The organism is Pseudomonas sp. WJP1 (assembly GCF_028471945.1).
Classification (GTDB): domain Bacteria; phylum Pseudomonadota; class Gammaproteobacteria; order Pseudomonadales; family Pseudomonadaceae; genus Aquipseudomonas.
Window position 1 is genome coordinate 1251085 of record NZ_CP110128.1, and the last position, 19253, is coordinate 1270337.

The 19253-nt window shown below is 59.5% G+C and carries 20 protein-coding genes; 17 read left to right on the top strand and 3 right to left on the bottom strand.

Features of this window, described 5'->3' with window-relative positions:
- The first annotated feature begins 4 nt into the window (after positions 1 to 4).
- The 4 genes from kdsA to ispD all read left to right on the top strand — a co-directional run bounded on the left by kdsA (position 5) and on the right by ispD (position 3452).
- On the top strand, positions 5 to 850 hold the full coding sequence (kdsA, locus tag OH720_RS05605; protein ID WP_008057333.1) for a 3-deoxy-8-phosphooctulonate synthase: 846 nt from the start codon (positions 5 to 7) through the stop codon (positions 848 to 850).
- Positions 851 to 1006: 156 nt separating this feature from the next.
- Complete coding sequence (gene eno / locus OH720_RS05610) at positions 1007 to 2296, top strand: phosphopyruvate hydratase (RefSeq protein WP_008057334.1); 1290 nt, start codon at positions 1007 to 1009, stop codon at positions 2294 to 2296.
- 173 nt (positions 2297 to 2469) lie between these two features.
- The gene (ftsB, locus tag OH720_RS05615; protein WP_008057335.1) at positions 2470 to 2748 is read left to right on the top strand and encodes a cell division protein FtsB; all 279 of its coding nucleotides are present in this window, start codon (positions 2470 to 2472) and stop codon (positions 2746 to 2748) included.
- A complete protein-coding gene (gene ispD / locus OH720_RS05620) occupies positions 2745 to 3452 on the top strand; it encodes a 2-C-methyl-D-erythritol 4-phosphate cytidylyltransferase (RefSeq protein ID WP_272604845.1) in 708 nt (235 codons plus the stop codon). Before ftsB ends, ispD begins: the two co-directional genes overlap by 4 nt.
- 157 nt (positions 3453 to 3609) lie before the next feature.
- Here ispD and OH720_RS05625 read toward each other — a convergent pair whose 3' ends face one another.
- Positions 3610 to 4506, bottom strand: coding sequence for a LysR substrate-binding domain-containing protein (locus OH720_RS05625; RefSeq protein ID WP_180203248.1), 897 nt, complete (start codon positions 4504 to 4506; stop codon positions 3610 to 3612).
- Positions 4507 to 4613: 107 nt separating this feature from the next.
- On the opposite strand from OH720_RS05625, the gene OH720_RS05630 reads away from it, so the two are divergent.
- The 8 genes from OH720_RS05630 (at position 4614) to rpoS (ending at position 11747) form a co-directional block, all read left to right on the top strand.
- Complete coding sequence (locus OH720_RS05630) at positions 4614 to 5726, top strand: S-(hydroxymethyl)glutathione dehydrogenase/class III alcohol dehydrogenase (RefSeq protein WP_272604846.1); 1113 nt, start codon at positions 4614 to 4616, stop codon at positions 5724 to 5726.
- A gap of 8 nt (positions 5727 to 5734) precedes the next feature.
- The gene (fghA, locus tag OH720_RS05635; protein WP_272604847.1) at positions 5735 to 6580 is read left to right on the top strand and encodes an S-formylglutathione hydrolase; all 846 of its coding nucleotides are present in this window, start codon (positions 5735 to 5737) and stop codon (positions 6578 to 6580) included.
- Between the two features lie 43 nt (positions 6581 to 6623).
- On the top strand, positions 6624 to 7097 hold the full coding sequence (ispF, locus tag OH720_RS05640; protein ID WP_272604848.1) for a 2-C-methyl-D-erythritol 2,4-cyclodiphosphate synthase: 474 nt from the start codon (positions 6624 to 6626) through the stop codon (positions 7095 to 7097).
- Complete coding sequence (truD, locus tag OH720_RS05645) at positions 7094 to 8152, top strand: tRNA pseudouridine(13) synthase TruD (RefSeq protein ID WP_272604849.1); 1059 nt, start codon at positions 7094 to 7096, stop codon at positions 8150 to 8152. The genes ispF and truD overlap by 4 nt, the downstream gene beginning before the upstream one ends.
- Entirely contained in the window at positions 8140 to 8892 is a 753-nt protein-coding gene (surE, locus tag OH720_RS05650) for a 5'/3'-nucleotidase SurE (protein ID WP_008057342.1), read from the top strand. The genes truD and surE overlap by 13 nt, the downstream gene beginning before the upstream one ends.
- Positions 8893 to 8930: 38 nt before the next feature.
- Positions 8931 to 9566: a protein-L-isoaspartate(D-aspartate) O-methyltransferase gene (locus tag OH720_RS05655; RefSeq protein ID WP_177325071.1), complete on the top strand. Its 636-nt coding sequence runs from the start codon at positions 8931 to 8933 to the stop codon at positions 9564 to 9566.
- A 211-nt stretch (positions 9567 to 9777) separates the two neighbouring features.
- Positions 9778 to 10635, top strand: a complete 858-nt coding sequence (locus tag OH720_RS05660; protein ID WP_272604850.1) for a peptidoglycan DD-metalloendopeptidase family protein — start codon at positions 9778 to 9780, stop codon at positions 10633 to 10635.
- Between the two features lie 104 nt (positions 10636 to 10739).
- A complete protein-coding gene (gene rpoS, locus OH720_RS05665) occupies positions 10740 to 11747 on the top strand; it encodes an RNA polymerase sigma factor RpoS (RefSeq protein WP_008057345.1) in 1008 nt (335 codons plus the stop codon).
- A gap of 496 nt (positions 11748 to 12243) precedes the next feature.
- Here rpoS and fdxA read toward each other — a convergent pair whose 3' ends face one another.
- Both fdxA and mutS read right to left on the bottom strand, forming a co-directional pair.
- Complete coding sequence (gene fdxA, locus OH720_RS05670; protein WP_272604851.1) at positions 12244 to 12567, bottom strand: ferredoxin FdxA; 324 nt, start codon at positions 12565 to 12567, stop codon at positions 12244 to 12246.
- Positions 12568 to 12709: 142 nt separating this feature from the next.
- A complete protein-coding gene (gene mutS / locus OH720_RS05675; protein ID WP_272604852.1) occupies positions 12710 to 15289 on the bottom strand; it encodes a DNA mismatch repair protein MutS in 2580 nt (859 codons plus the stop codon).
- 202 nt (positions 15290 to 15491) lie between these two features.
- Here mutS and OH720_RS05680 point away from each other — a divergent pair, with 202 nt between their 5' ends.
- From OH720_RS05680 to recA, 5 genes are all read left to right on the top strand, one after another.
- Positions 15492 to 16226 (top strand): LexA family transcriptional regulator, encoded by a 735-nt coding sequence (locus tag OH720_RS05680; protein WP_272606404.1) that lies wholly within the window; start codon positions 15492 to 15494, stop codon positions 16224 to 16226.
- Positions 16227 to 16360: 134 nt separating this feature from the next.
- Positions 16361 to 16711, top strand: a complete 351-nt coding sequence (locus OH720_RS05685) for a phage holin family protein (RefSeq protein WP_272604853.1) — start codon at positions 16361 to 16363, stop codon at positions 16709 to 16711.
- A 197-nt stretch (positions 16712 to 16908) separates the two neighbouring features.
- Positions 16909 to 17472, top strand: a complete 564-nt coding sequence (locus OH720_RS05690; protein WP_272604854.1) for a glycoside hydrolase family 19 protein — start codon at positions 16909 to 16911, stop codon at positions 17470 to 17472.
- Between the two features lie 135 nt (positions 17473 to 17607).
- Positions 17608 to 18108: a CinA family protein gene (locus tag OH720_RS05695; RefSeq protein WP_272604855.1), complete on the top strand. Its 501-nt coding sequence runs from the start codon at positions 17608 to 17610 to the stop codon at positions 18106 to 18108.
- Positions 18109 to 18191: 83 nt separating this feature from the next.
- On the top strand, positions 18192 to 19250 hold the full coding sequence (recA, locus tag OH720_RS05700; protein ID WP_008060630.1) for a recombinase RecA: 1059 nt from the start codon (positions 18192 to 18194) through the stop codon (positions 19248 to 19250).
- The last annotated feature ends 3 nt before the right edge of the window (positions 19251 to 19253 follow it).

Here is a 19253-nt window from a genome sequence, read left to right on the forward strand (position 1 = left end):
CCTGATGGCGCAGAAGATCATCCGCGTAGGCGATATCGAAATTGCCAACGACAAGCCTATGGTGCTGTTCGGTGGCATGAACGTGCTGGAAAGCCGTGACATGGCGATGCAGGTCTGCGAAGAGTATGTGAAGGTTACCCAGAAACTGGGTATCCCTTACGTGTTCAAGGCCAGCTTCGACAAGGCCAACCGTTCCTCCGTGACCTCTTACCGTGGCCCTGGCCTGGAAGAGGGCATGCGGATTTTCCAGGACATCAAGCAAGCCTTCGGCGTGCCGATCATCACCGACGTCCACGAGCCTGAACAGGCCGCGGTCGTCGCTGAAGTCTGCGACATCATCCAGCTGCCGGCCTTCCTGTCGCGCCAGACGGACCTGGTTGTCGCGATGGCCAAGACCGGCGCGGTGATCAACATCAAAAAGGCCCAGTTCCTCGCGCCTCAGGAAATGAAACACATCCTGAACAAGTGCGTGGAAGCGGGTAACGATCAGTTGATCCTCTGCGAGCGCGGTTCGAGCTTCGGCTACAACAACCTGGTCGTCGACATGCTCGGCTTTGGCATCATGAAGCAGTTCGAATACCCGGTGTTTTTCGACGTGACCCACGCGCTGCAAATGCCGGGCGGTCGTGCTGATTCCGCTGGTGGTCGTCGCGCCCAGGTCCTGGATCTGGCGAAAGCCGGCATGAGCCAGTCTCTGGCCGGCCTGTTCCTGGAAGCCCACCCGGATCCGGACAACGCCAAATGCGACGGCCCTTGCGCCTTGCGCCTGGACAAACTGGAGCCATTCCTGGCCCAGCTCAAAGCCCTGGACGAACTGGTGAAGAGTTTTCCGACGGTAGAAACCGCGTAATCCTCATTTCTCCGGTAAAGTACCGCACGATTTAACGCTCAGGCCCTCGGGCCTGAGCCTTATCGTCCGCAAGCCTGCCCGCTGCGACTCACTTGCCGACGGTAAAAGATTTCCTCTAGCTGCGTCGTTTTCGTCAACTTTGGAGTGTTTACAACAATGGCTAAAATCGTCGACATCAAAGGTCGTGAAGTTCTCGACTCCCGTGGCAATCCCACCGTGGAAGCGGATGTGCTTCTCGATAACGGCATCATCGGTAGCGCCTGCGCGCCGTCCGGTGCTTCCACTGGCTCGCGTGAAGCGCTCGAGCTGCGTGATGGCGACAAGAGCCGTTACCTGGGCAAGGGCGTACTGAAAGCCGTGGCCAACATCAACGGTCCGATCAAAGACCTGTTGAAAGGCATGGACCCAAGCGACCAGAAAGCCCTCGACCTGGCGATGATCAAGCTCGACGGTACTGAAAACAAAGGTTCCCTGGGCGCCAACGCGATCCTCGCCGTTTCCCTGGCCGCGGCCAAGGCAGCAGCACAGGACCAGGACCTGCCGCTGTACGCGCACATCGCCAACCTGAACGGCACCCCGGGTGTGTACTCGATGCCGGTTCCGATGATGAACATCATCAACGGTGGCGAGCACGCCGATAACAACGTCGACATCCAGGAATTCATGGTGCAGCCGGTTGGCGCCAAGTCTTTCTCGGAAGGCCTGCGCATGGGTACCGAGATTTTCCACCACCTCAAGGCTGTTCTGAAGGCTCGTGGCCTGAGCACTGCCGTGGGTGACGAAGGTGGTTTCGCACCTAACCTGGCTTCCAACGAAGACGCTTTGAAAGTGATCTCCGAAGCTGTGGCCAACGCCGGTTACACCCTGGGCACCGACGTGACCCTGGCCCTGGACTGCGCAGCCAGCGAATTCTACGAAGACGGCAAGTACAACCTGTCCGGCGAAGGCCAGGTGTTCACCGCTGAAGGTTTCGCTGACTATCTGAAAGGCCTGACCGAGCGTTACCCGATCATCTCCATCGAAGATGGCCTGGACGAGTCCGACTGGGCTGGCTGGAAAATCCTCACCGACAAGATCGGCGAGAAGACTCAGCTGGTAGGCGACGACCTGTTCGTGACCAACACCAAGATCCTGAAAGAAGGCATCGACAAGAAGATCGCCAACTCGATCCTGATCAAGTTCAACCAGATCGGCACCCTGACCGAAACCCTGGAAGCCATCCAGATGGCCAAGGCCGCCGGTTACACCGCCGTGATCTCGCACCGTTCGGGCGAAACCGAAGATTCGACCATTGCCGACCTGGCCGTGGGCACTTCGGCTGGCCAGATCAAGACCGGCTCCCTGTGCCGTTCCGACCGCGTTTCCAAGTACAACCAACTGCTGCGTATCGAAGAGCAGTTGAACGGTAAAGCCAAGTACAACGGCCGCAGCGAATTCCGCGGTTAAGCGTTAACTGGTAAAAAAAGACACCGGATTGTGTCGGAAAAAATCGCTACAGCGACGCTTTTGCCACTAATCTGATGCCTTGAAAGCACAAGCCTGGTTCTTCCAGGCTTCGTGCTATCAGTAGCTTCATGTTTTGGTATGGCTGTCTTTTTCCACTGGATACCTGATATTCGATGCGCAGTCCCAATTGGTTGTTTCTCGTCTTGCTCCTGTTGCTGGCTGGCCTGCAATACCGCCTGTGGGTGGGTAATGGCAGCCTGGCGCAAGTGGCTGAGCTGACCCAGCAGATTGCGGATCAACAAGCCGAGAACCAGACATTGCTGGAACGCAATCGGGTGATGGACGCGGAAGTCAGCGAGTTGAAAAAAGGCATGGAGACCGTTGAAGAACGGGCTCGCCATGAGTTGGGCATGGTCAAGGACGGTGAAACCCTTTACCAGCTGGCCCAATGAACCTTGAACTACCGGCCTTCTGGGCCGTGATTCCTGCCGCGGGCGTCGGTGCCCGTATGGCTGCGGACCGTCCCAAGCAATACTTGCAACTGGGCGGGCGCACTATTCTCGAACACAGCCTCGGCTGTTTCCTCGATCACCCTGGCCTGAAGGGCCTGGTGGTCAGTCTCGCTGTTGATGATCCTTATTGGCCGAACCTGCCTCTTGCCAGCGATCCGCGTATCGCACGGGTCGAGGGGGGCGCCGAGCGTTCCGGGTCGGTGCTCAACGCGTTGCTGCATTTGCATGCCCAAGGTGCCGATGATGAGGATTGGGTGTTGGTTCACGATGCCGCACGGCCAAACCTGAGTCGCAACGATCTGGACAAGCTGCTGGCAGAGCTGGCTGACGATCCTGTCGGTGGACTGCTGGCGGTGCCGGCGCGGGACACGCTCAAGCGGGTCGACAAGCACGGTCGTGTGGTTGAAACCGTGGACCGCAGCGTGATCTGGCAGGCCTACACGCCGCAGATGTTTCGCCTTGGGGCGTTGCATCGGGCGTTGGCGGACAGTCTGGTGGCGGACGCTGTCATCACCGACGAAGCGTCGGCGATGGAGTGGGCGGGTATGGCTCCTCGCTTGATTGAAGGGCGGTCGGACAACCTCAAGGTCACGCGGCCCGAAGACCTTGAGTGGTTGAAACAGCGTTGGGCCAATCGTCGCTGATTGATTTGGGTTCAGTGTTGTCCCCAATCGCGAGCAGGCTCACTCCTACAGGGTTCATTGGTGCGCTCAAGATTTACGGTTGACCCCCGCCCCCTGTAGGAGTGAGCCTGCTCGCGATAGCGGTAGTCGGGGCACCGAAATCTTGCTGACACGCCAGCTAGCTTCGGTACTCCGGCCTTTGCGCCAACCCTTCCTTCAAAAAATCCACCAACTTGCGCACCTTCGGCGACAAATGCCGCTGCTGCGGATATAGCGCCCAAACGGCTGTATTCGGCGGTTGATGCGCTTCGAGCAACGAAATCAACGCGCCGCTTTTCAGATGCTCCAGCACGTAATAGTCCGGCAACTGACACAACCCCACACCCTGTAGCGCCGCATCTAGCACCGCTTGCCCACTGTTGCAGCGCCAGTTTCCCTGAACCCGTTGGGAAAATTCCCGCCCGTTCTGTTCCAGTTGCCAGAGGTCCGAACTGCCAATAAGACAATTGTGCCGGCTCAATTCCGACAAGCTGTGTGGCCGACCATAGCGTTCCAGGTAGGAAGGCGACGCGCAGAGGAACATGCGCCGTGGCGCGAGGCGGGTGGCGACCAGTCTTGAGTCCTGCAGGCGCCCCAGGCGGATCGCCAGGTCCAGGCCTTCATGCACGAGATCGAGTTGGCGATTGCTCAGTTCGATGTCGATCCGCAGTTGCGGGTAAAGCCCCATGAAGCGAGTCACCAACGGCACGATGAAGCGTTCGCCATAAGCCACCGCGCAAGTCATGCGCAACATGCCCTTGGGTTCGCTGGTCAGGTCGCCGACCGCCCGCAACGCCTCTTCGCGGCCATCCTGCAAGCGCTGACAATGTTGCAGAAAGGTTTGCCCGGCCTCGGTCAGCGTGACACGCCGGGTACTGCGATAGAGCAGGCGGGTTTGCAGGCGCTCTTCCAAGCGTACGATTTGTCGACTGACGTGCGAGGAAGAAACCCCCAGGCGTTCGGCCGCCGCAGTGAACTGGCTGCATTCGGCGACGGCCACGAATTCGTCGATCCCTTCCCAGCGGTTTTCCGACATCGAAGATTATCCCTGTGTAGCAATAATGTTTTGCTTTTGTCCTGATTATTCACCGTAAGGCGCTGTATTACACTCTCAGTCTCGTTTTTATTCACTGGAGAATCACCATGATCAAGTCACGCGCCGCCGTTGCCTTCGAGGCCAAGAAACCTCTGGAGATCGTTGAAGTCGATGTCGCCATGCCCAAGGCCGGTGAAGTGTTGCTGCGCGTGGTGGCTTCCGGTGTCTGCCATACCGATGCCTACACCCTCTCGGGCGCTGACCCGGAAGGCATTTTCCCGTCGATCCTCGGTCACGAAGGCGGGGCGATCGTCCAAGCGATCGGTGAAGGCGTGACCTCGGTGGCGGTGGGCGATCATGTGATCCCGCTGTACACCCCGGAATGCCGTCAGTGCAAATTCTGCCTGTCGGGCAAAACCAACCTCTGCCAGGCGATTCGTGCGACCCAGGGCAAAGGCCTGATGCCAGATGGCACATCGCGGTTTTCCTACAAAGGCCAGCCGATTTTCCACTACATGGGTACTTCGACCTTCTCCGAGTACACCGTGCTGCCGGAAATTTCCGTGGCCAAGATCGCCAAGGAAGCACCGCTGGAAAAAGTCTGCCTGTTGGGTTGTGGTGTCACCACCGGCATCGGCGCCGTGTTGAACACCGCCAAGGTGAAACCCGGTGACACCGTGGCCATTTTCGGTCTGGGTGGCATCGGTCTGTCGGCGGTCATCGGCGCGGTAAAAGCCAAGGCCGGACGGATCATTGCCATCGACATCAACCCGGCCAAATTCGAGATCGCCAAGCAGCTGGGTGCAACCGATTGTGTAAACCCGAAAGACTTCGATCGCCCGATCCAGGAAGTCATCGTCGACATGACCGACGGCGGCGTCGACTTTTCCTTCGAGTGCATCGGTAACGTGCAACTGATGCGTGCCGCCCTCGAGTGCTGCCACAAAGGTTGGGGCGAGTCGGTGATCATCGGTGTTGCCGGTGCCGGCCAGGAAATATCCACCCGTCCGTTCCAGCTGGTCACCGGTCGCGTCTGGCGCGGTTCGGCGTTCGGCGGCGTGCGCGGCCGTACCGAATTGCCAAGCTACGTGGAAATGGCCGAGACCGGTGAGATCCCGCTGGATACCTTCATCACCCACACCATGGGCCTGGAAGATATCAACAAGGCGTTCGACCTGATGCATGAAGGAAAAAGCATCCGCTCCGTCATCCATTTCTGAGGTCAGCCATGAGCCTGGAAAATATCTCCTGCCAGAAAAGCTTCGGCGGCTGGCACAAGCGTTATCGCCATCGCTCGGAAACGCTCGGCTGCGACATGGTGTTTGCCGTGTACCTGCCGCCGCAAGCGGAGCAGGGCGGCAAGTTGCCGGTGTTGTACTGGTTGTCCGGCCTGACCTGCACCGACGAGAACTTCATGCAGAAGGCCGGCGCCATGCGCATGGCCGCCGAATTGGGCCTGATCATCGTCGCGCCGGACACCAGCCCACGAGGTCCCGATGTGTCGGGTGATCCGGACGGTGCCTGGGACTTCGGCCTCGGCGCCGGGTTCTACTTGAACGCCACCCAGGAACCGTGGTCGCGCCACTATCGGATGCATGACTATGTCGTGCAGGAATTGCCGGCATTGGTCGAGGCGCATTTCCCTGCGTCGGACAAGCGCGGCATCAGCGGTCACTCCATGGGCGGCCACGGAGCCCTGGTCTGCGCCTTGCGCAATCCGGGGCGTTATCTGTCGGTATCGGCGTTCTCGCCGATCAACAACCCGATGGATTGCCCGTGGGGGCAGAAAGCCTTTTCCCGCTATCTGGGAGAAGACCGTTCGAAATGGCGTGAATGGGATGCTTGTGCGTTGATCGCCGAGGCCGATGAAAAGCTGCCGCTGTTGGTCGATCAAGGCGATCGCGACGATTTCCTCGCCAATCAGTTGAAGCCCGAAGCCTTGCAGCAGGCGGCCAAACTGGCCGGTCACCCGCTGACGTTGCGCCTGCAACCGGGCTATGACCACAGCTATTTCTTCATCGCCAGTTTCATCGATGAGCACTTGCGGCATCACGCGCATGCTCTAGGTGCCTAATGCAGGTAGAATCACGCCCTGACAAAATTCGGGGCGTTTTTTTATGCGTATTGGCCACGGCTATGATGTGCACCGTTTCGCTGAAGGCGATTTCATCACTCTGGGCGGGGTGCGCATTGCACACAGCTTCGGGCTGCTCGCTCACTCCGACGGTGACGTCCTGCTGCACGCCTTGAGCGATGCCTTGCTCGGCGCTGCTGCGCTGGGTGACATCGGCAAGCATTTCCCGGACACCGACCCGCAATTCAAGGGCGCCGACAGCCGAGCGCTGTTGCGGCATGTCGTCGCGTTGATCCACGCCAAAGGCTGGAAAGTCGCTAACGTCGACAACACCATCGTTGCCCAGGCGCCAAAAATGGCCCCGCATATCGAATCGATGCGCGCGCTGATTGCCGCGGATCTTCAAGTTGAGTTGGATCAAGTGAACGTGAAAGCTACCACCACCGAAAAGCTTGGCTTTGTCGGTCGCGAAGAGGGCATTGCCGTGCATTCCGTTGCCTTGTTGCTGCGCGCATGAACGAACTGCAATTGCTCGGCCCGCGGGCCTATGGTGAACCGCTCGGCAGCGCCGTACTGAAAGCCATCGCCGAAGATTTCCAGGTCGACGAAGTCCTCGATATTCCCTTGAGCGGTGACGGCGAGCACCTGTGGATCTGGGTGGAAAAACGCGGCCTGAATACGGAAGAGGCAGCACGTCGAATCGCCAAGGCGGCCGGGGTGCCATTGCGCACTGTCAGCTACGCCGGGCTCAAGGACCGCCAGGCGCTGACGCGCCAGTGGTTCAGCGTACAACTGCCGGGCAAGGCCGATCCGGATCTGTCCGCGGCCGAAAACGAAACGTTGAAAATCCTCAAGACCAGCCGGCATAAACGCAAGCTGCAACGCGGTGCCCACGCGGCCAACGGCTTCACCTTGCGCCTGACGCAGTTCGCTGGCGACAAGGCCGCCATTGAAGAGCGCCTGCAGCTGATTGCCAAACGAGGCATTCCCAATTATTTCGGTGCCCAGCGCTTTGGTCATGACGGCGGCAACGTGGTCGACGCCCGCGCCTGGGCCGCGCGCAAGGCCTTGCCGGAGCAGCGCAACGTGCGTTCGCGCCTGCTGTCGACCGCCCGCAGTTTCCTCTTCAACCAGGTGTTGGCCGCGCGCGTCGCCGACGGTACCTGGCAGCAGGCGCAGGTCGGCGATCTGCTGGCCTTCACCGATAGCCGCAGCTTTTTTCCGGCAGGTGAGGCCGAGTGCAGCGACCCACGCCTGGCGATTCTCGACCTGCACCCGACCGGTCCGCAGTGGGGTGAAGGTGACTCGCCGGCCACGGGCGCTGTCCATGAACTGGAGCAGGCGATCGCCGCTCGCGAAGCAGACCTTCGCGATTGGTTGATCAAAGCCGGAATGAGCCACGAACGCCGCATCCTGCGGCTGCCCATTGCCGGGTTGACGTGGCATTATCCCGAACCTGACATTCTGCAACTGGAATTCGTCCTGCCGGCCGGATGCTTCGCCACCGTATTGGTGCGCGAGCTTGTTGATCTGGTGCCGGTGGGGCAGACGGACAGCCCATGCGTATTCTGATTTCTAACGACGACGGGGTAACCGCACCCGGACTCGCCGCGCTTCATGCTGCGCTGGCGGATTACACCGAGTGCGTGGTGATTGCCCCGGACCAGGACAAAAGCGGCGCGAGCAGTTCGCTCACGCTGGACCGTCCGCTGCATCCGCACACGCTGGCCAACGGCTTTATCAGCGTCAATGGCACGCCGACTGACTGCGTGCACCTGGGCCTCAATGGCTTGCTGGAGCGTGAAGCAGACATGGTGGTGTCTGGCATCAACCTGGGCGCCAACCTGGGGGACGACGTGCTCTACTCGGGTACCGTGGCGGCGGCACTCGAAGGTCGGTTCCTGGCGCGCCCTGCGTTTGCCTTTTCGCTGGTCTCGCGACAAGTCGATAACCTTGCCACGGCGGCCTACTTTGCGCGCAAACTGGTCGAGGCCCATGCGGATCTCGAACTGCCACCGCGTACGGTACTGAACGTGAATATTCCCAATTTGCCGCTGGAGCACATCCGCGGTATCCAGTTGACCCGCCTCGGGCATCGCGCCCGTGCGGCTGCACCGGTGAAAGTGGTCGATCCGCGAGGCAGGTCCGGGTACTGGATCGCGGCGGCGGGGGACGCCGAGGATGGCGGCCCCGGCACCGATTTCCATGCCGTGATGCAGGGCTTTGTTTCCATCACGCCTTTGCAACTGGATCGCACCTTCAATGATGCCTTCAGAAGCCTCGACGGCTGGCTGGAGGGGTTGCACCCATGACGCGTGGACAAGACGACATGCTGCATCGCGGCATCGGCATGACCTCGCAACGGACCCGCGAACGCCTGATTCAGCGCTTGTATGAGGAGGGGATTACCAACGCCAAGGTGTTGGAAGTCATTCGTCGTACACCGCGTCACCTGTTCGTCGACGAGGCGCTGGCGCACCGGGCCTACGAAGACACGGCGCTACCCATCGGCCACAACCAGACCATCTCCCAGCCTTATATGGTGGCTCGCATGAGTGAGTTGCTGCTCGAAGCCGGGCCGTTGGACAAGGTCATGGAAATCGGCACGGGGTCGGGTTATCAGACGGCGGTGTTGTCGCAGCTGGTCGAGCGGGTTTTTTCCGTGGAACGTATCAAGGTGCTGCAAGACCGGGCCAAGGAACGCCTGGTCGAGCTGAATTTGCGTAACGTGGTATTTCGCTGGGGCGATGGCTGGGAGGGCTGGCCAGCGCTGGCGCCCTACAACGGCATTATCGTCACGGCGGTGGCAACTGACGTACCTCAGGCGCTGCTTGATCAGCTGGCGCCAGGGGGGCGCCTGGTGATCCCGGTCGGCTCCGGTGAAGTTCAACAACTGATGCTGATCGTCCGGGAAGAAAATGGCTTCTCCAGGCGTGTCCTGGGGTCGGTGCGCTTCGTCCCGTTACTCAATGGGCCACTGGCCTGAGCATTTATTTAAACGCGCTGAATTCTCTTCGATGGCCTCTGTCTTATAGCGGGGTCGATTGATTAAACGGGGTGTTTTGGCGGGCAGCAAACGTGTGCGCCAAGGCATTTCGCTTCATTAAGGGAAAAGCCGGCACGGCCCGTTATACTTGCGGCACTTCGTGCCGGAACACGGCAAATCACATTTTCAGCCACCACAAAGGGAGCGGCGGGTGAGTCTCACAGTCATAGCGCAGCGTATGGGTACAACGAGCTTTCAGCGCCTGGTGACTGGCCTCGTCATGAGCACCTTGCTGGTCGGTTGCTCCAGTAACAAATCCAGCGATGTAGGTGTTGTCGACCGCAACAAAGCCGCGGCCCAGCGTCCGGCCGTGACCACCGGGCAGTACGTCGTTCGCCCCAAGGACACCCTGTTCTCCATCGCCTTTCGCTACGGGTGGGACTACAAGGCGCTGGCGGCGCGCAACAACATTGAGCCGCCGTACACCATCCGTCCGGGCCAGACGATTCGCTTCGATGGGCGCACCGGTTCAACGCCGACCACCGTGGTCAGCTCGTCCAGTTCCTCGCCTTCATCCTCGAGTAAAACCACGGTCATCCGTCGCTCTGCGGACGGTACGACCACGACCACACCGGTGGTTGTACCGTCCGTCGCCAACAAGCCTGCACCCGCTCCACTGCCTCCACCGGGTCCAGCCCCGACCGGCTGGGGGTGGCCATCTAATGGCATTTTGATCGGCAAATTCTCATCAAACGGTAGTTTGAATAAAGGAATTGATATCGCAGGGGATTTGGGACAGCCTGTTTTAGCTGCGTCTGATGGGACGGTGGTATACGCCGGGAGTGGCTTAAGGGGCTACGGCGAATTAGTCATCATCAAACACAGTGAAACCTACGTCAGTGCCTACGGACATAACCGCAGGCTGTTGGTTCGGGAGGGGCAGCAGGTCAAGGTCGGACAGACAATTGCCGAAATGGGGTCAACGGGTACAGACCGGGTGAAACTGCATTTTGAGATTCGCCGCCAAGGTAAACCAGTAGATCCGCTGCAATTCCTGCCGCGTCGTTGATCGCTTCCAGCCTGTTCCGTCACGTAGAGGGGACAGGCTCCAGCGTTGCCAAGGATAAAGGCGCCGCTTGAGCTTGAGGTCGAACTCACCAAAGGACTATAACAATGGCTCTCAGTAAAGAAGTGCCGGAGTTTGACATCGACGATGAGGTTCTCCTGATGGAGACCGACGTCGCCGCGGATTCGATGTCGAATGATGAAGGGGCGGCTCCACCTTCCGTTCGTGCCAAATCCAAACACTCCGCGACATTGAAGCAACACAAGTACATCGATTACACGCGGGCACTCGATGCCACGCAGCTGTACCTCAATGAAATCGGCTTTTCCCCTCTACTGTCCCCCGAAGAAGAAGTGCATTTTGCGCGCCTGTCGCAAAGTGGTGATCCGGCCGGGCGCAAACGCATGATTGAAAGTAACCTGCGGCTGGTGGTGAAAATCGCCCGGCGTTATGTCAATCGGGGTCTTTCGCTGCTCGATCTGATCGAAGAGGGCAACCTCGGCTTGATCCGGGCGGTTGAGAAGTTCGACCCTGAGCGCGGTTTCCGCTTCTCGACCTACGCAACCTGGTGGATTCGTCAGACCATTGAGCGCGCGATCATGAATCAGACCCGGACCATCCGGTTGCCGATCCATGTGGTCAAGGAGCTCAACGTGTACCTGCGGGCCGCACGGGAGCTGACGCAAAAACTCGATCATGAACCCTCACCCGAAGAGATCGCCAACCTGCTGGAAAAACCGGTAGCGGAGGTCAAGCGCATGCTGGGCCTCAACGAGCGGGTTTCTTCGGTCGACGTCTCGCTGGGTCCGGATTCGGATAAAACCCTGCTGGACACCCTTACCGACGATCGCCCAACCGATCCATGCGAGCTGCTGCAGGATGACGACCTGTCTCAAAGCATCGACCAGTGGCTCTCGGAGTTGACCGACAAGCAGCGCGAGGTGGTTGTACGCCGCTTCGGCCTGCGTGGTCACGAGAGCAGCACCCTTGAAGATGTGGGCCTGGAAATTGGCCTGACCCGGGAGCGGGTCAGACAGATTCAGGTAGAAGGTCTGAAACGCCTGCGGGAGATCCTGGAGAAAAACGGGCTGTCGAGCGAGTCGCTGTTTCAGTAAGCCTTTCGTTAGCGTTGCATCCCGCTGATAGCAAGAAGCCCCGACTGGTTCGGGGCTTCTTGCTATCCGCTACCCTGGTTTTATCTCCGGGACGCCAGCGCAGCTTTGTAGCTTCAGGTTGTAAGTCTTCGCTTACTCTTTGCGTAAGTGTTCACTATTTTTACAGGTTGGCAGTCGACCATATTTTTTGCAGGCCACTTTTATCCCGCTGAAAAACAAGCAGATTTTCTAATATGAAAGGGATGTGACAAGCCATTCAGGCCCGGGCAGGCGATTGCTCTTGGCGCGAAAAACTCTAGTATCGGTGTTGTGTCAACGGACAGACACGCCCTTCAAGGATGAGGGGAAGGGACATCGCAGGATGCGATTCATCAGGATGATGAAAAGGAACACAGGGAATAGGGAAAAAATGTGGGCGGGTCAGACCGCCCCTTTTTTTTGCCTGCAGAAAAGCAAAAAGGCCCTTGTGGGGCCTTTTTCTGGAACGCGGGGATAATCAGCGTTCGAGGTGTTCGATCTTGTTTGGCTTGCCATCCCACTCAGCGGCATCGGGCAACGGATCTTTGCGTTCGGTGACGTTCGGCCAGATTTCAGCCAGCTCAACGTTAAGCGCGATAAAGTTTTCCATGCCGGCAGGCACTTCATCTTCGGAGAAGATGGCCACGGCAGGGCATTCAGGTTCGCACAGTGCGCAGTCGATGCACTCATCCGGGTGAATCACCAGGAAATTCGGGCCTTCGTAAAAGCAGTCCACCGGACAGACTTCTACGCAGTCGGTGTACTTGCACTTGATGCAGTTGTCGGTGACGACGAAGGTCATTTCTAATTTTCTCCTCAGGCGCGGCTTGCTGCGCCCCTTCACGTAGGGGTCGCAAGGTTTGGGAGCGATAGTCTGCCGGCCAGGCTAAAAGCCAGCAGCATCCCAAACCGCGCGAGATTCTAACAGCTTGCAAGCCGCTGCGTTAGACCCGTGTCTTTAGTGTATAGAGCATTTCGAGCGCGCGACGTGGCGTCATGTTGTCCAGATCGAGCTTGGCCAGTTCATCCAGCACCGGATGCGGCAGGCTGGCGAACATGTCGCTTTGCTGCGGCGCGGCCGGTTTACCTTTGGTCGGCGCAGGCGCCTCATGGGGCAGGGCGGTGTCTTCCAGCCGGCTCAAGTGCTCACGGGCACGCACGATCACTTCGTTCGGTACGCCGGCCAACTGCGCGACCGCCAGGCCGTAGCTCTGGCTGGCCGGCCCTGGCAGCACATGGTGCAGGAACACGATGCGTTCGTTGTGCTCGGTGGCGTTGAGGTGCACGTTGGCCACCAATGGCTGGGCTTCCGGCAGCACCGTCAGCTCAAAGTAGTGGGTGGCGAACAGCGTATAGGCCCGCAGGTGCGCCAGGCGCTCCGCCGCCGCCCACGCCAGGGACAGGCCGTCGAATGTGCTGGTACCGCGCCCGACTTCGTCCATCAGCACCAGGCTGCGTTCGGTGGCGTTGTGCAGGATGTTGGCGGTTTCGCTCATCTCGACCATGAAGGTCGAGCGTCCGCCGGCCAGGTCATCGCTGGAGCCGATCCGCGTGAAGATGCGGTCGACCAGGGACAACTCGCAACTGGCCGCTGGCACGAAGCTACCGATGTGCGCCAGGAGCACAATCAAGGCGGTCTGGCGCATGTAGGTGGATTTACCGCCCATGTTCGGGCCGGTGATCACCAGCATACGGGTGTTGTCGTCGAGGCTCAGGTCGTTGGCCACGAACGGGGTGGTCAATACCTGCTCAACCACCGGGTGGCGACCCTGGTTGATGCGCATGCAGGGCTCGCTGACAAAGCGCGGGCAGTTCAGGTCGAGGTTCAGCGCCCGTTCGGCCAGGTTGCTCAGCACGTCGAGCTCGGCCAGTGCTGCCGCAGTGTCCTGCAGGGGTGGCAGCTGGGCGATCAGGTCTTCAAGCAGCGCTTCGTACAGCATCTTCTCCCGCGCCAGGGCACGGCTCTTGGCAGACAGTGCCTTGTCTTCAAAAGCCTTCAGTTCCGGCGTAATGAAGCGCTCGGCACCTTTGAGAGTCTGGCGACGAATGTAGTCGGCGGGTGCGGACTCGGCCTGCTTGCTCGGCAGTTCGATGAAGTAGCCGTGGATGCGGTTGTAGCCGACTTTCAAATGAGAGAGGCCGGTGCGGGCTTTTTCCCGGGCTTCGAGGTCGATCAGGAATTGCCCGGCGTTCTCGCTGAGCGATTGCAGTTCATCGAGTTCGCTGTCGTAACCGGTTTTCAACACGCCGCCGTCGCGGATCACCGCGGGCGGGTTGTCGATGATGGCTTTTTCCAGCAATGCCGCCAGTTCCGGGTAAGTGCTGGTGGTGATTGCCAGTTGGTTGAGGTGCGGCGCTTCCAGTTCGGTCATCGCCACTTGCAGTTGCGGCAGCGCGCCGAGGGCGTCACGCAGGCGCGCGAGGTCCCGTGGACGGGCATTGCGCAGGCCGATCCGGGCGAGAATGCGCTCGATGTCGCCGATTTCCTTGAGCTGCGGTTGCAGCTTTTCGAAACGGTAGCCGTCCAGCAGGCAGGTGATCGAGGTCTGGCGCGCCAGCAACACGGTCAGGTCACGCAGCGGGCGGTTCAGCCAGCGCGTCAGCAGGCGGCTGCCCATGGCGGTCTGGCAGCGATCGACCACCGATTGCAGGGTGTTGTCGCGACCGCCGGCCAGGTTGGTGTCCAGTTCCAGGTTGCGGCGACTCGCACCGTCCAGCACCACGGTATCGTCCAGGCGTTCGTGGCGCAGGCTGCGCAAGTGCGGCAGGGCGGTGCGCTGGGTTTCTTTCGCGTAGGCCAGCAGGCAGCCGGCGGCGCCGATGGCCAGGGTCAGGTTTTCGCAACCGAAACCTTTCAGGTCCTGGGTAGAGAATTGCTGGCAAAGACTTTTCAGTGCCGAATCACGCTCAAAATCCCACGGCGCACGGCGACGAACGCCGCGACGTTTCTCGGCCGGCAGATCCTTGGGCCAGTCATCCGGGATCAGCAATTCCACGGGATTGACTCGCTCCAGTTCCGCCAGGAGGTTTTCCCAACCCTTGATCTCCAGCACGCTGAAGTTGCCACTGGTGATATCCAGCACCGCCAGGCCGAATAGCCGCTCATCGCCAAGAACCGCGGCGATCAGGTTGTCCCGGCGCTCATCGAGCAGCGCTTCATCGCTTACCGTACCTGGGGTGATGATACGCACCACCTGACGATCCACCGGGCCTTTGCTGGTGGCCGGGTCGCCAACCTGCTCGCAGATCACCACGGACTCGCCGAGCTTCACCAGTTTTGCCAGATAACCTTCCGCCGCATGGTAAGGAATGCCGCACATCGGAATCGCCTGGCCAGCCGACTGTCCGCGAGCGGTCAGGGTGATGTCGAGGAGCTTGGCGGCCTTCTTCGCGTCTTCATAGAAGATCTCGTAGAAGTCGCCCATGCGGTAGAACATCAATTGGTCAGGGTGCTGGTTCTTCAGGCGCCAGTACTGCTGCATCATCGGCGTGTGCGAGGACAGGTCGGAGAGGGCTTTATTCATCGGATTGCCAGGAAAACTCGTTCAAAAGGTGTGGGGCAAAAGCGGGCGTTGGCACGGCTTTTCCGCGATGGGCGCAAGGTTACCATGGGCAGTCTTGTCGACGCAGGCATCACGGCCGGGTGACGTCTTTATTGATGGTTCATGCCCGGGTTATGCAAATAAGCATTTGTCGCGGCAAAAAACTTCGAGCACTATGCGCATTATGCAAAAACGCAATGTTTCGACTGTTTTAAGAGCGCTGCTTGATCAGCACGGTATCTCCCCCACGGAGCTTCACCGTCGCACCGGCGTGCCTCAATCCACGCTCTCGCGCATCCTCGGCGGGAAGATTGTCGACCCCTCCGATAAACACATTTCGAAGATCGCCGACTACTTCGCCGTCAGTACCGATCAGTTGCGTGGCCGGGCGGACATCGCGAAGGCGTCGGGTGCCCGGCGTGAAAGCACGCATTCGCAACTCACCGACATCAGTCTGTGGGATGACGACACCCCCATTGATGACGACGAGGTCTCAGTACCCTTTCTTCGCGAGGTTGAATTGGCTGCAGGATCAGGAAGATTCGTCATCGAAGAGAGCGAGCGCGCCAGCCTGCGCTTCGGCAAGCGCAGCCTGCGTCATAACGGCGTGCAGTTCGACCAGGCCAAATGCGTGACGGTGCGCGGCAACAGCATGCTGCCGGTGTTGCGCGACGGCGCCACGGTGGGCGTCAACGCTGGCAAGCGCGGGATTGGCGATATCGTCGATGGCGATCTCTATGCCATCAACCATAACGGCCAGCTGCGGGTTAAACAGCTGTATCGGCTGCCGACCGGGATTCGCCTGCGCAGCTTCAACCGCGATGAGCATCCTGACGAGGATTACTCCTTCCAGGAAATGCAGGAAGAGCAGATCCTTATCCTGGGGCATGTGTTCTGGTGGGGCATGTACGCTCGCTGACCTTTGGCTTGCCACCTGGAGCTGCATTTTTTGCGGTTCAAAAAAATGCATTAGTGCATTGACTGTATATGCATACATGCATAGTCTGGGGCCCAACCGCTTGCATCTCAAACCAAACACCCTGGAGGCCTGACATGACAAACGAGCAGCAACTATTGCTGGACCTGCCGATCTGGCTCGTCGTCACGCTCGCAGTGGTCAGCGGGGTGTCCGGGGAAATGTGGCGCGCCGACAAGGAGGGCACCCGTGGCTGGACATTGCTGCGACGCCTGGCCTTGCGTTCAGGGGCCTGCATGGTGTGCGGCGTCTCGGCAATGATGTTGCTGTACGCGGCCGGGATGTCGATCTGGGCCGCCGGTGCCTTCGGTTGCCTCACCGCGATAGCCGGGGCTGACATGGCCGTGGGATTTTACGGGCGCTGGGTGTCCAGGCGTATCGGTATCGATGATGCATCGCCGCGAGATTCTCGCCCCGACCGACAGTGAGTGGGTGGCGCACTGCCCACTGCCGTTGTCGAAGCGCGGCATCAACCGATGGCACAACACGGTGCAACAATTACCGGCGAGGCTTGCGTGGTTCAGGTGTGTAGTCTGGCGTTCGGGGTGCGGCACTCAATACGCTGCCGGCGGATTTCTCCCAACACCACATTGAGAATTTCAAGCATCAATCAAAGGAGTGAACGATGCGCCTCACTGAGCAACAGTTACTCATGATTTTTCCCGGCGCTCGCACTCAGGCGGGCGTGTTCATACTCGCCCTCAATAACGCCATGGCCCGTCGTAATATCAATACTCCCGGGCGCATCGCCGCTTTCCTGGCGCAAATCGGCCACGAGTCTGGGCAGTTGCAGCATGTGCGAGAGTTGGGCAACGACAAGTATTTCGAAAAATACGATACCGGGGACCTGGCCCTGCGCCTGGGCAATTCCCCTGAGCCCGACGGCGACGGTCAGCGCTATCGGGGGCGTGGGCTGATCCAGATCACCGGCCGCAGTAACTATCTGCAGTGCAGTCGAGCACTTTTTGCCGATGAGCGCTTGCTGCAACAACCCGAACTGTTGGAGTTGCCACAATGGGCCGCTGAATCCGCGGCCTGGTTCTGGGCGCGAAACGGCCTTAATGAACTGGCCGATGGCGATGAGTTCAACAGTATTACCCGACGGATCAATGGTGGCTTGAATGGGCTCCAGGATCGTTTGCTACTTTGGGAGCGGGCAAAGACCGTGTTGTGCCCACCTGCGGTCTGATCCTGGCTTCGCCTGCAAGTCGGCAAGGCCTGTGTCAGAGCGCTTGCCCGCTGACATTTTGAATCGCTTCTGTAACTTGCAAGCGCCATTCGCTCGTGTACGTTAGGCCTCATTCCGTTCGATCAGGAGATGACCGTGAAAGAAATCACACAGCTGGCCGCTGAACTCGGCAGGCGCCTGCAGGTTCTCAATGCCCACGTCACCGCCGCCGAGTCCTGTACGGGCGGCGGTATCAGCGAGGCGATTACCCGGATACCGGGCAGCTCGGCGTGGTTCGAAGCCGGTTATGTCACCTATTCCAACCGACAGAAGACACTCCAGCTGAATGTCCCGACCGAGTTGTTTTCAACGGTGGGGGCGGTCAGTCGGGAGGTGGTCGAGGCCATGGTGCGTGGCGCACAGGAAAAAAGCCGTGCGCGTTTTGCCGTGGCTGTCAGCGGCGTGGCAGGGCCGGACGGCGGTTCGCCAAGCAAGCCGGTGGGCACCGTTTGGCTGGCGTGGGGCGTCGACGACCAGGTATTCAGCGAGGTGCAGCACTTTGCCGGTAACCGCGACGAGGTCCGCCGACAAACGGTGAAGGCCGCGCTAGAGGGGCTGCTGCGCCATGCCGCGGGAGAAATCGCAAATCAGGGGTAGGCGATCCGCAAGCGCTGTGGAATAATACTGTCTACTTATACAGGTGTTGGCCGTCAGGCCTTATTGATTACGTGAGGACTTTAATGGACGACAACAAGAAGAAAGCCTTGGCTGCGGCCCTGGGTCAGATCGAACGTCAATTCGGCAAGGGTGCCGTAATGCGTATGGGCGATCAGGACCGTCAGGCGATCCCGGCCATCTCTACTGGCTCTCTGGGTCTTGACATCGCTTTGGGCATTGGCGGTCTGCCAAAAGGCCGTATTGTTGAAATCTACGGTCCTGAATCTTCCGGTAAAACCACACTGACATTGTCCGTGATCGCCCAGGCTCAGAAAGCCGGCGCGACCTGCGCATTCGTCGATGCCGAGCACGCCCTGGACCCTGAGTACGCCGGCAAGCTGGGCGTCAACGTCGACGACCTGCTGGTGTCCCAGCCTGACACCGGTGAGCAAGCCCTGGAAATCACCGACATGCTGGTGCGTTCCAATGCGGTCGACGTGATCATCGTCGACTCCGTGGCGGCGCTGGTGCCGAAAGCTGAAATCGAAGGCGAAATGGGTGACATGCACGTGGGCCTGCAGGCTCGTCTGATGTCCCAGGCACTGCGTAAAATCACCGGTAATATCAAGAACGCCAACTGCCTGGTGATCTTCATCAACCAGATCCGTATGAAAATCGGCGTGATGTTCGGTAGTCCGGAAACGACTACCGGTGGTAACGCGCTGAAGTTCTATGCGTCGGTTCGTCTGGATATCCGCCGCACGGGTGCGGTGAAAGAAGGTGATGAAGTCGTCGGTAGCGAGACCCGCGTCAAGGTTGTAAAGAACAAGGTGGCTTCGCCGTTCCGTCAGGCCGAGTTCCAGATTCTTTACGGCAAGGGCATCTACCTCAATGGCGAGATGATCGACCTGGGTGTTCTGCACGGTTTCGTTGAGAAGTCCGGTGCCTGGTATGCCTATAACGGCACCAAGATCGGTCAGGGTAAGGCCAACTCGGCCAAATACCTGGCGGATAACCCGGATATTGCCGCAACGCTCGAGAAACAACTGCGTGACAAACTGCTGTCTCCGGCTTCGGTAGCGGATGCCAAGGCTTCTGCGGTCAAAGAGACCGAAGACGATCTGGCTGACGCTGATATCTGATTG

Coding starts and splice junctions, on each gene's coding strand:
- kdsA (WP_008057333.1), top strand. CDS start 5: ATGGCGCAGAAGATCATCCGCGTAGGCGATATCGAAATTGCCAACGAC.
- eno (WP_008057334.1), top strand. CDS start 1,007: ATGGCTAAAATCGTCGACATCAAAGGTCGTGAAGTTCTCGACTCCCGT.
- ftsB (WP_008057335.1), top strand. CDS start 2,470: ATGCGCAGTCCCAATTGGTTGTTTCTCGTCTTGCTCCTGTTGCTGGCT.
- ispD (WP_272604845.1), top strand. CDS start 2,745: ATGAACCTTGAACTACCGGCCTTCTGGGCCGTGATTCCTGCCGCGGGC.
- OH720_RS05625 (WP_180203248.1), bottom strand. CDS start 4,506: ATGTCGGAAAACCGCTGGGAAGGGATCGACGAATTCGTGGCCGTCGCC.
- OH720_RS05630 (WP_272604846.1), top strand. CDS start 4,614: ATGATCAAGTCACGCGCCGCCGTTGCCTTCGAGGCCAAGAAACCTCTG.
- fghA (WP_272604847.1), top strand. CDS start 5,735: ATGAGCCTGGAAAATATCTCCTGCCAGAAAAGCTTCGGCGGCTGGCAC.
- ispF (WP_272604848.1), top strand. CDS start 6,624: ATGCGTATTGGCCACGGCTATGATGTGCACCGTTTCGCTGAAGGCGAT.
- truD (WP_272604849.1), top strand. CDS start 7,094: ATGAACGAACTGCAATTGCTCGGCCCGCGGGCCTATGGTGAACCGCTC.
- surE (WP_008057342.1), top strand. CDS start 8,140: ATGCGTATTCTGATTTCTAACGACGACGGGGTAACCGCACCCGGACTC.
- OH720_RS05655 (WP_177325071.1), top strand. CDS start 8,931: ATGACCTCGCAACGGACCCGCGAACGCCTGATTCAGCGCTTGTATGAG.
- rpoS (WP_008057345.1), top strand. CDS start 10,740: ATGGCTCTCAGTAAAGAAGTGCCGGAGTTTGACATCGACGATGAGGTT.
- fdxA (WP_272604851.1), bottom strand. CDS start 12,567: ATGACCTTCGTCGTCACCGACAACTGCATCAAGTGCAAGTACACCGAC.
- mutS (WP_272604852.1), bottom strand. CDS start 15,289: ATGAATAAAGCCCTCTCCGACCTGTCCTCGCACACGCCGATGATGCAG.
- OH720_RS05680 (WP_272606404.1), top strand. CDS start 15,492: ATGCAAAAACGCAATGTTTCGACTGTTTTAAGAGCGCTGCTTGATCAG.
- OH720_RS05685 (WP_272604853.1), top strand. CDS start 16,361: ATGACAAACGAGCAGCAACTATTGCTGGACCTGCCGATCTGGCTCGTC.
- OH720_RS05690 (WP_272604854.1), top strand. CDS start 16,909: ATGCGCCTCACTGAGCAACAGTTACTCATGATTTTTCCCGGCGCTCGC.
- recA (WP_008060630.1), top strand. CDS start 18,192: ATGGACGACAACAAGAAGAAAGCCTTGGCTGCGGCCCTGGGTCAGATC.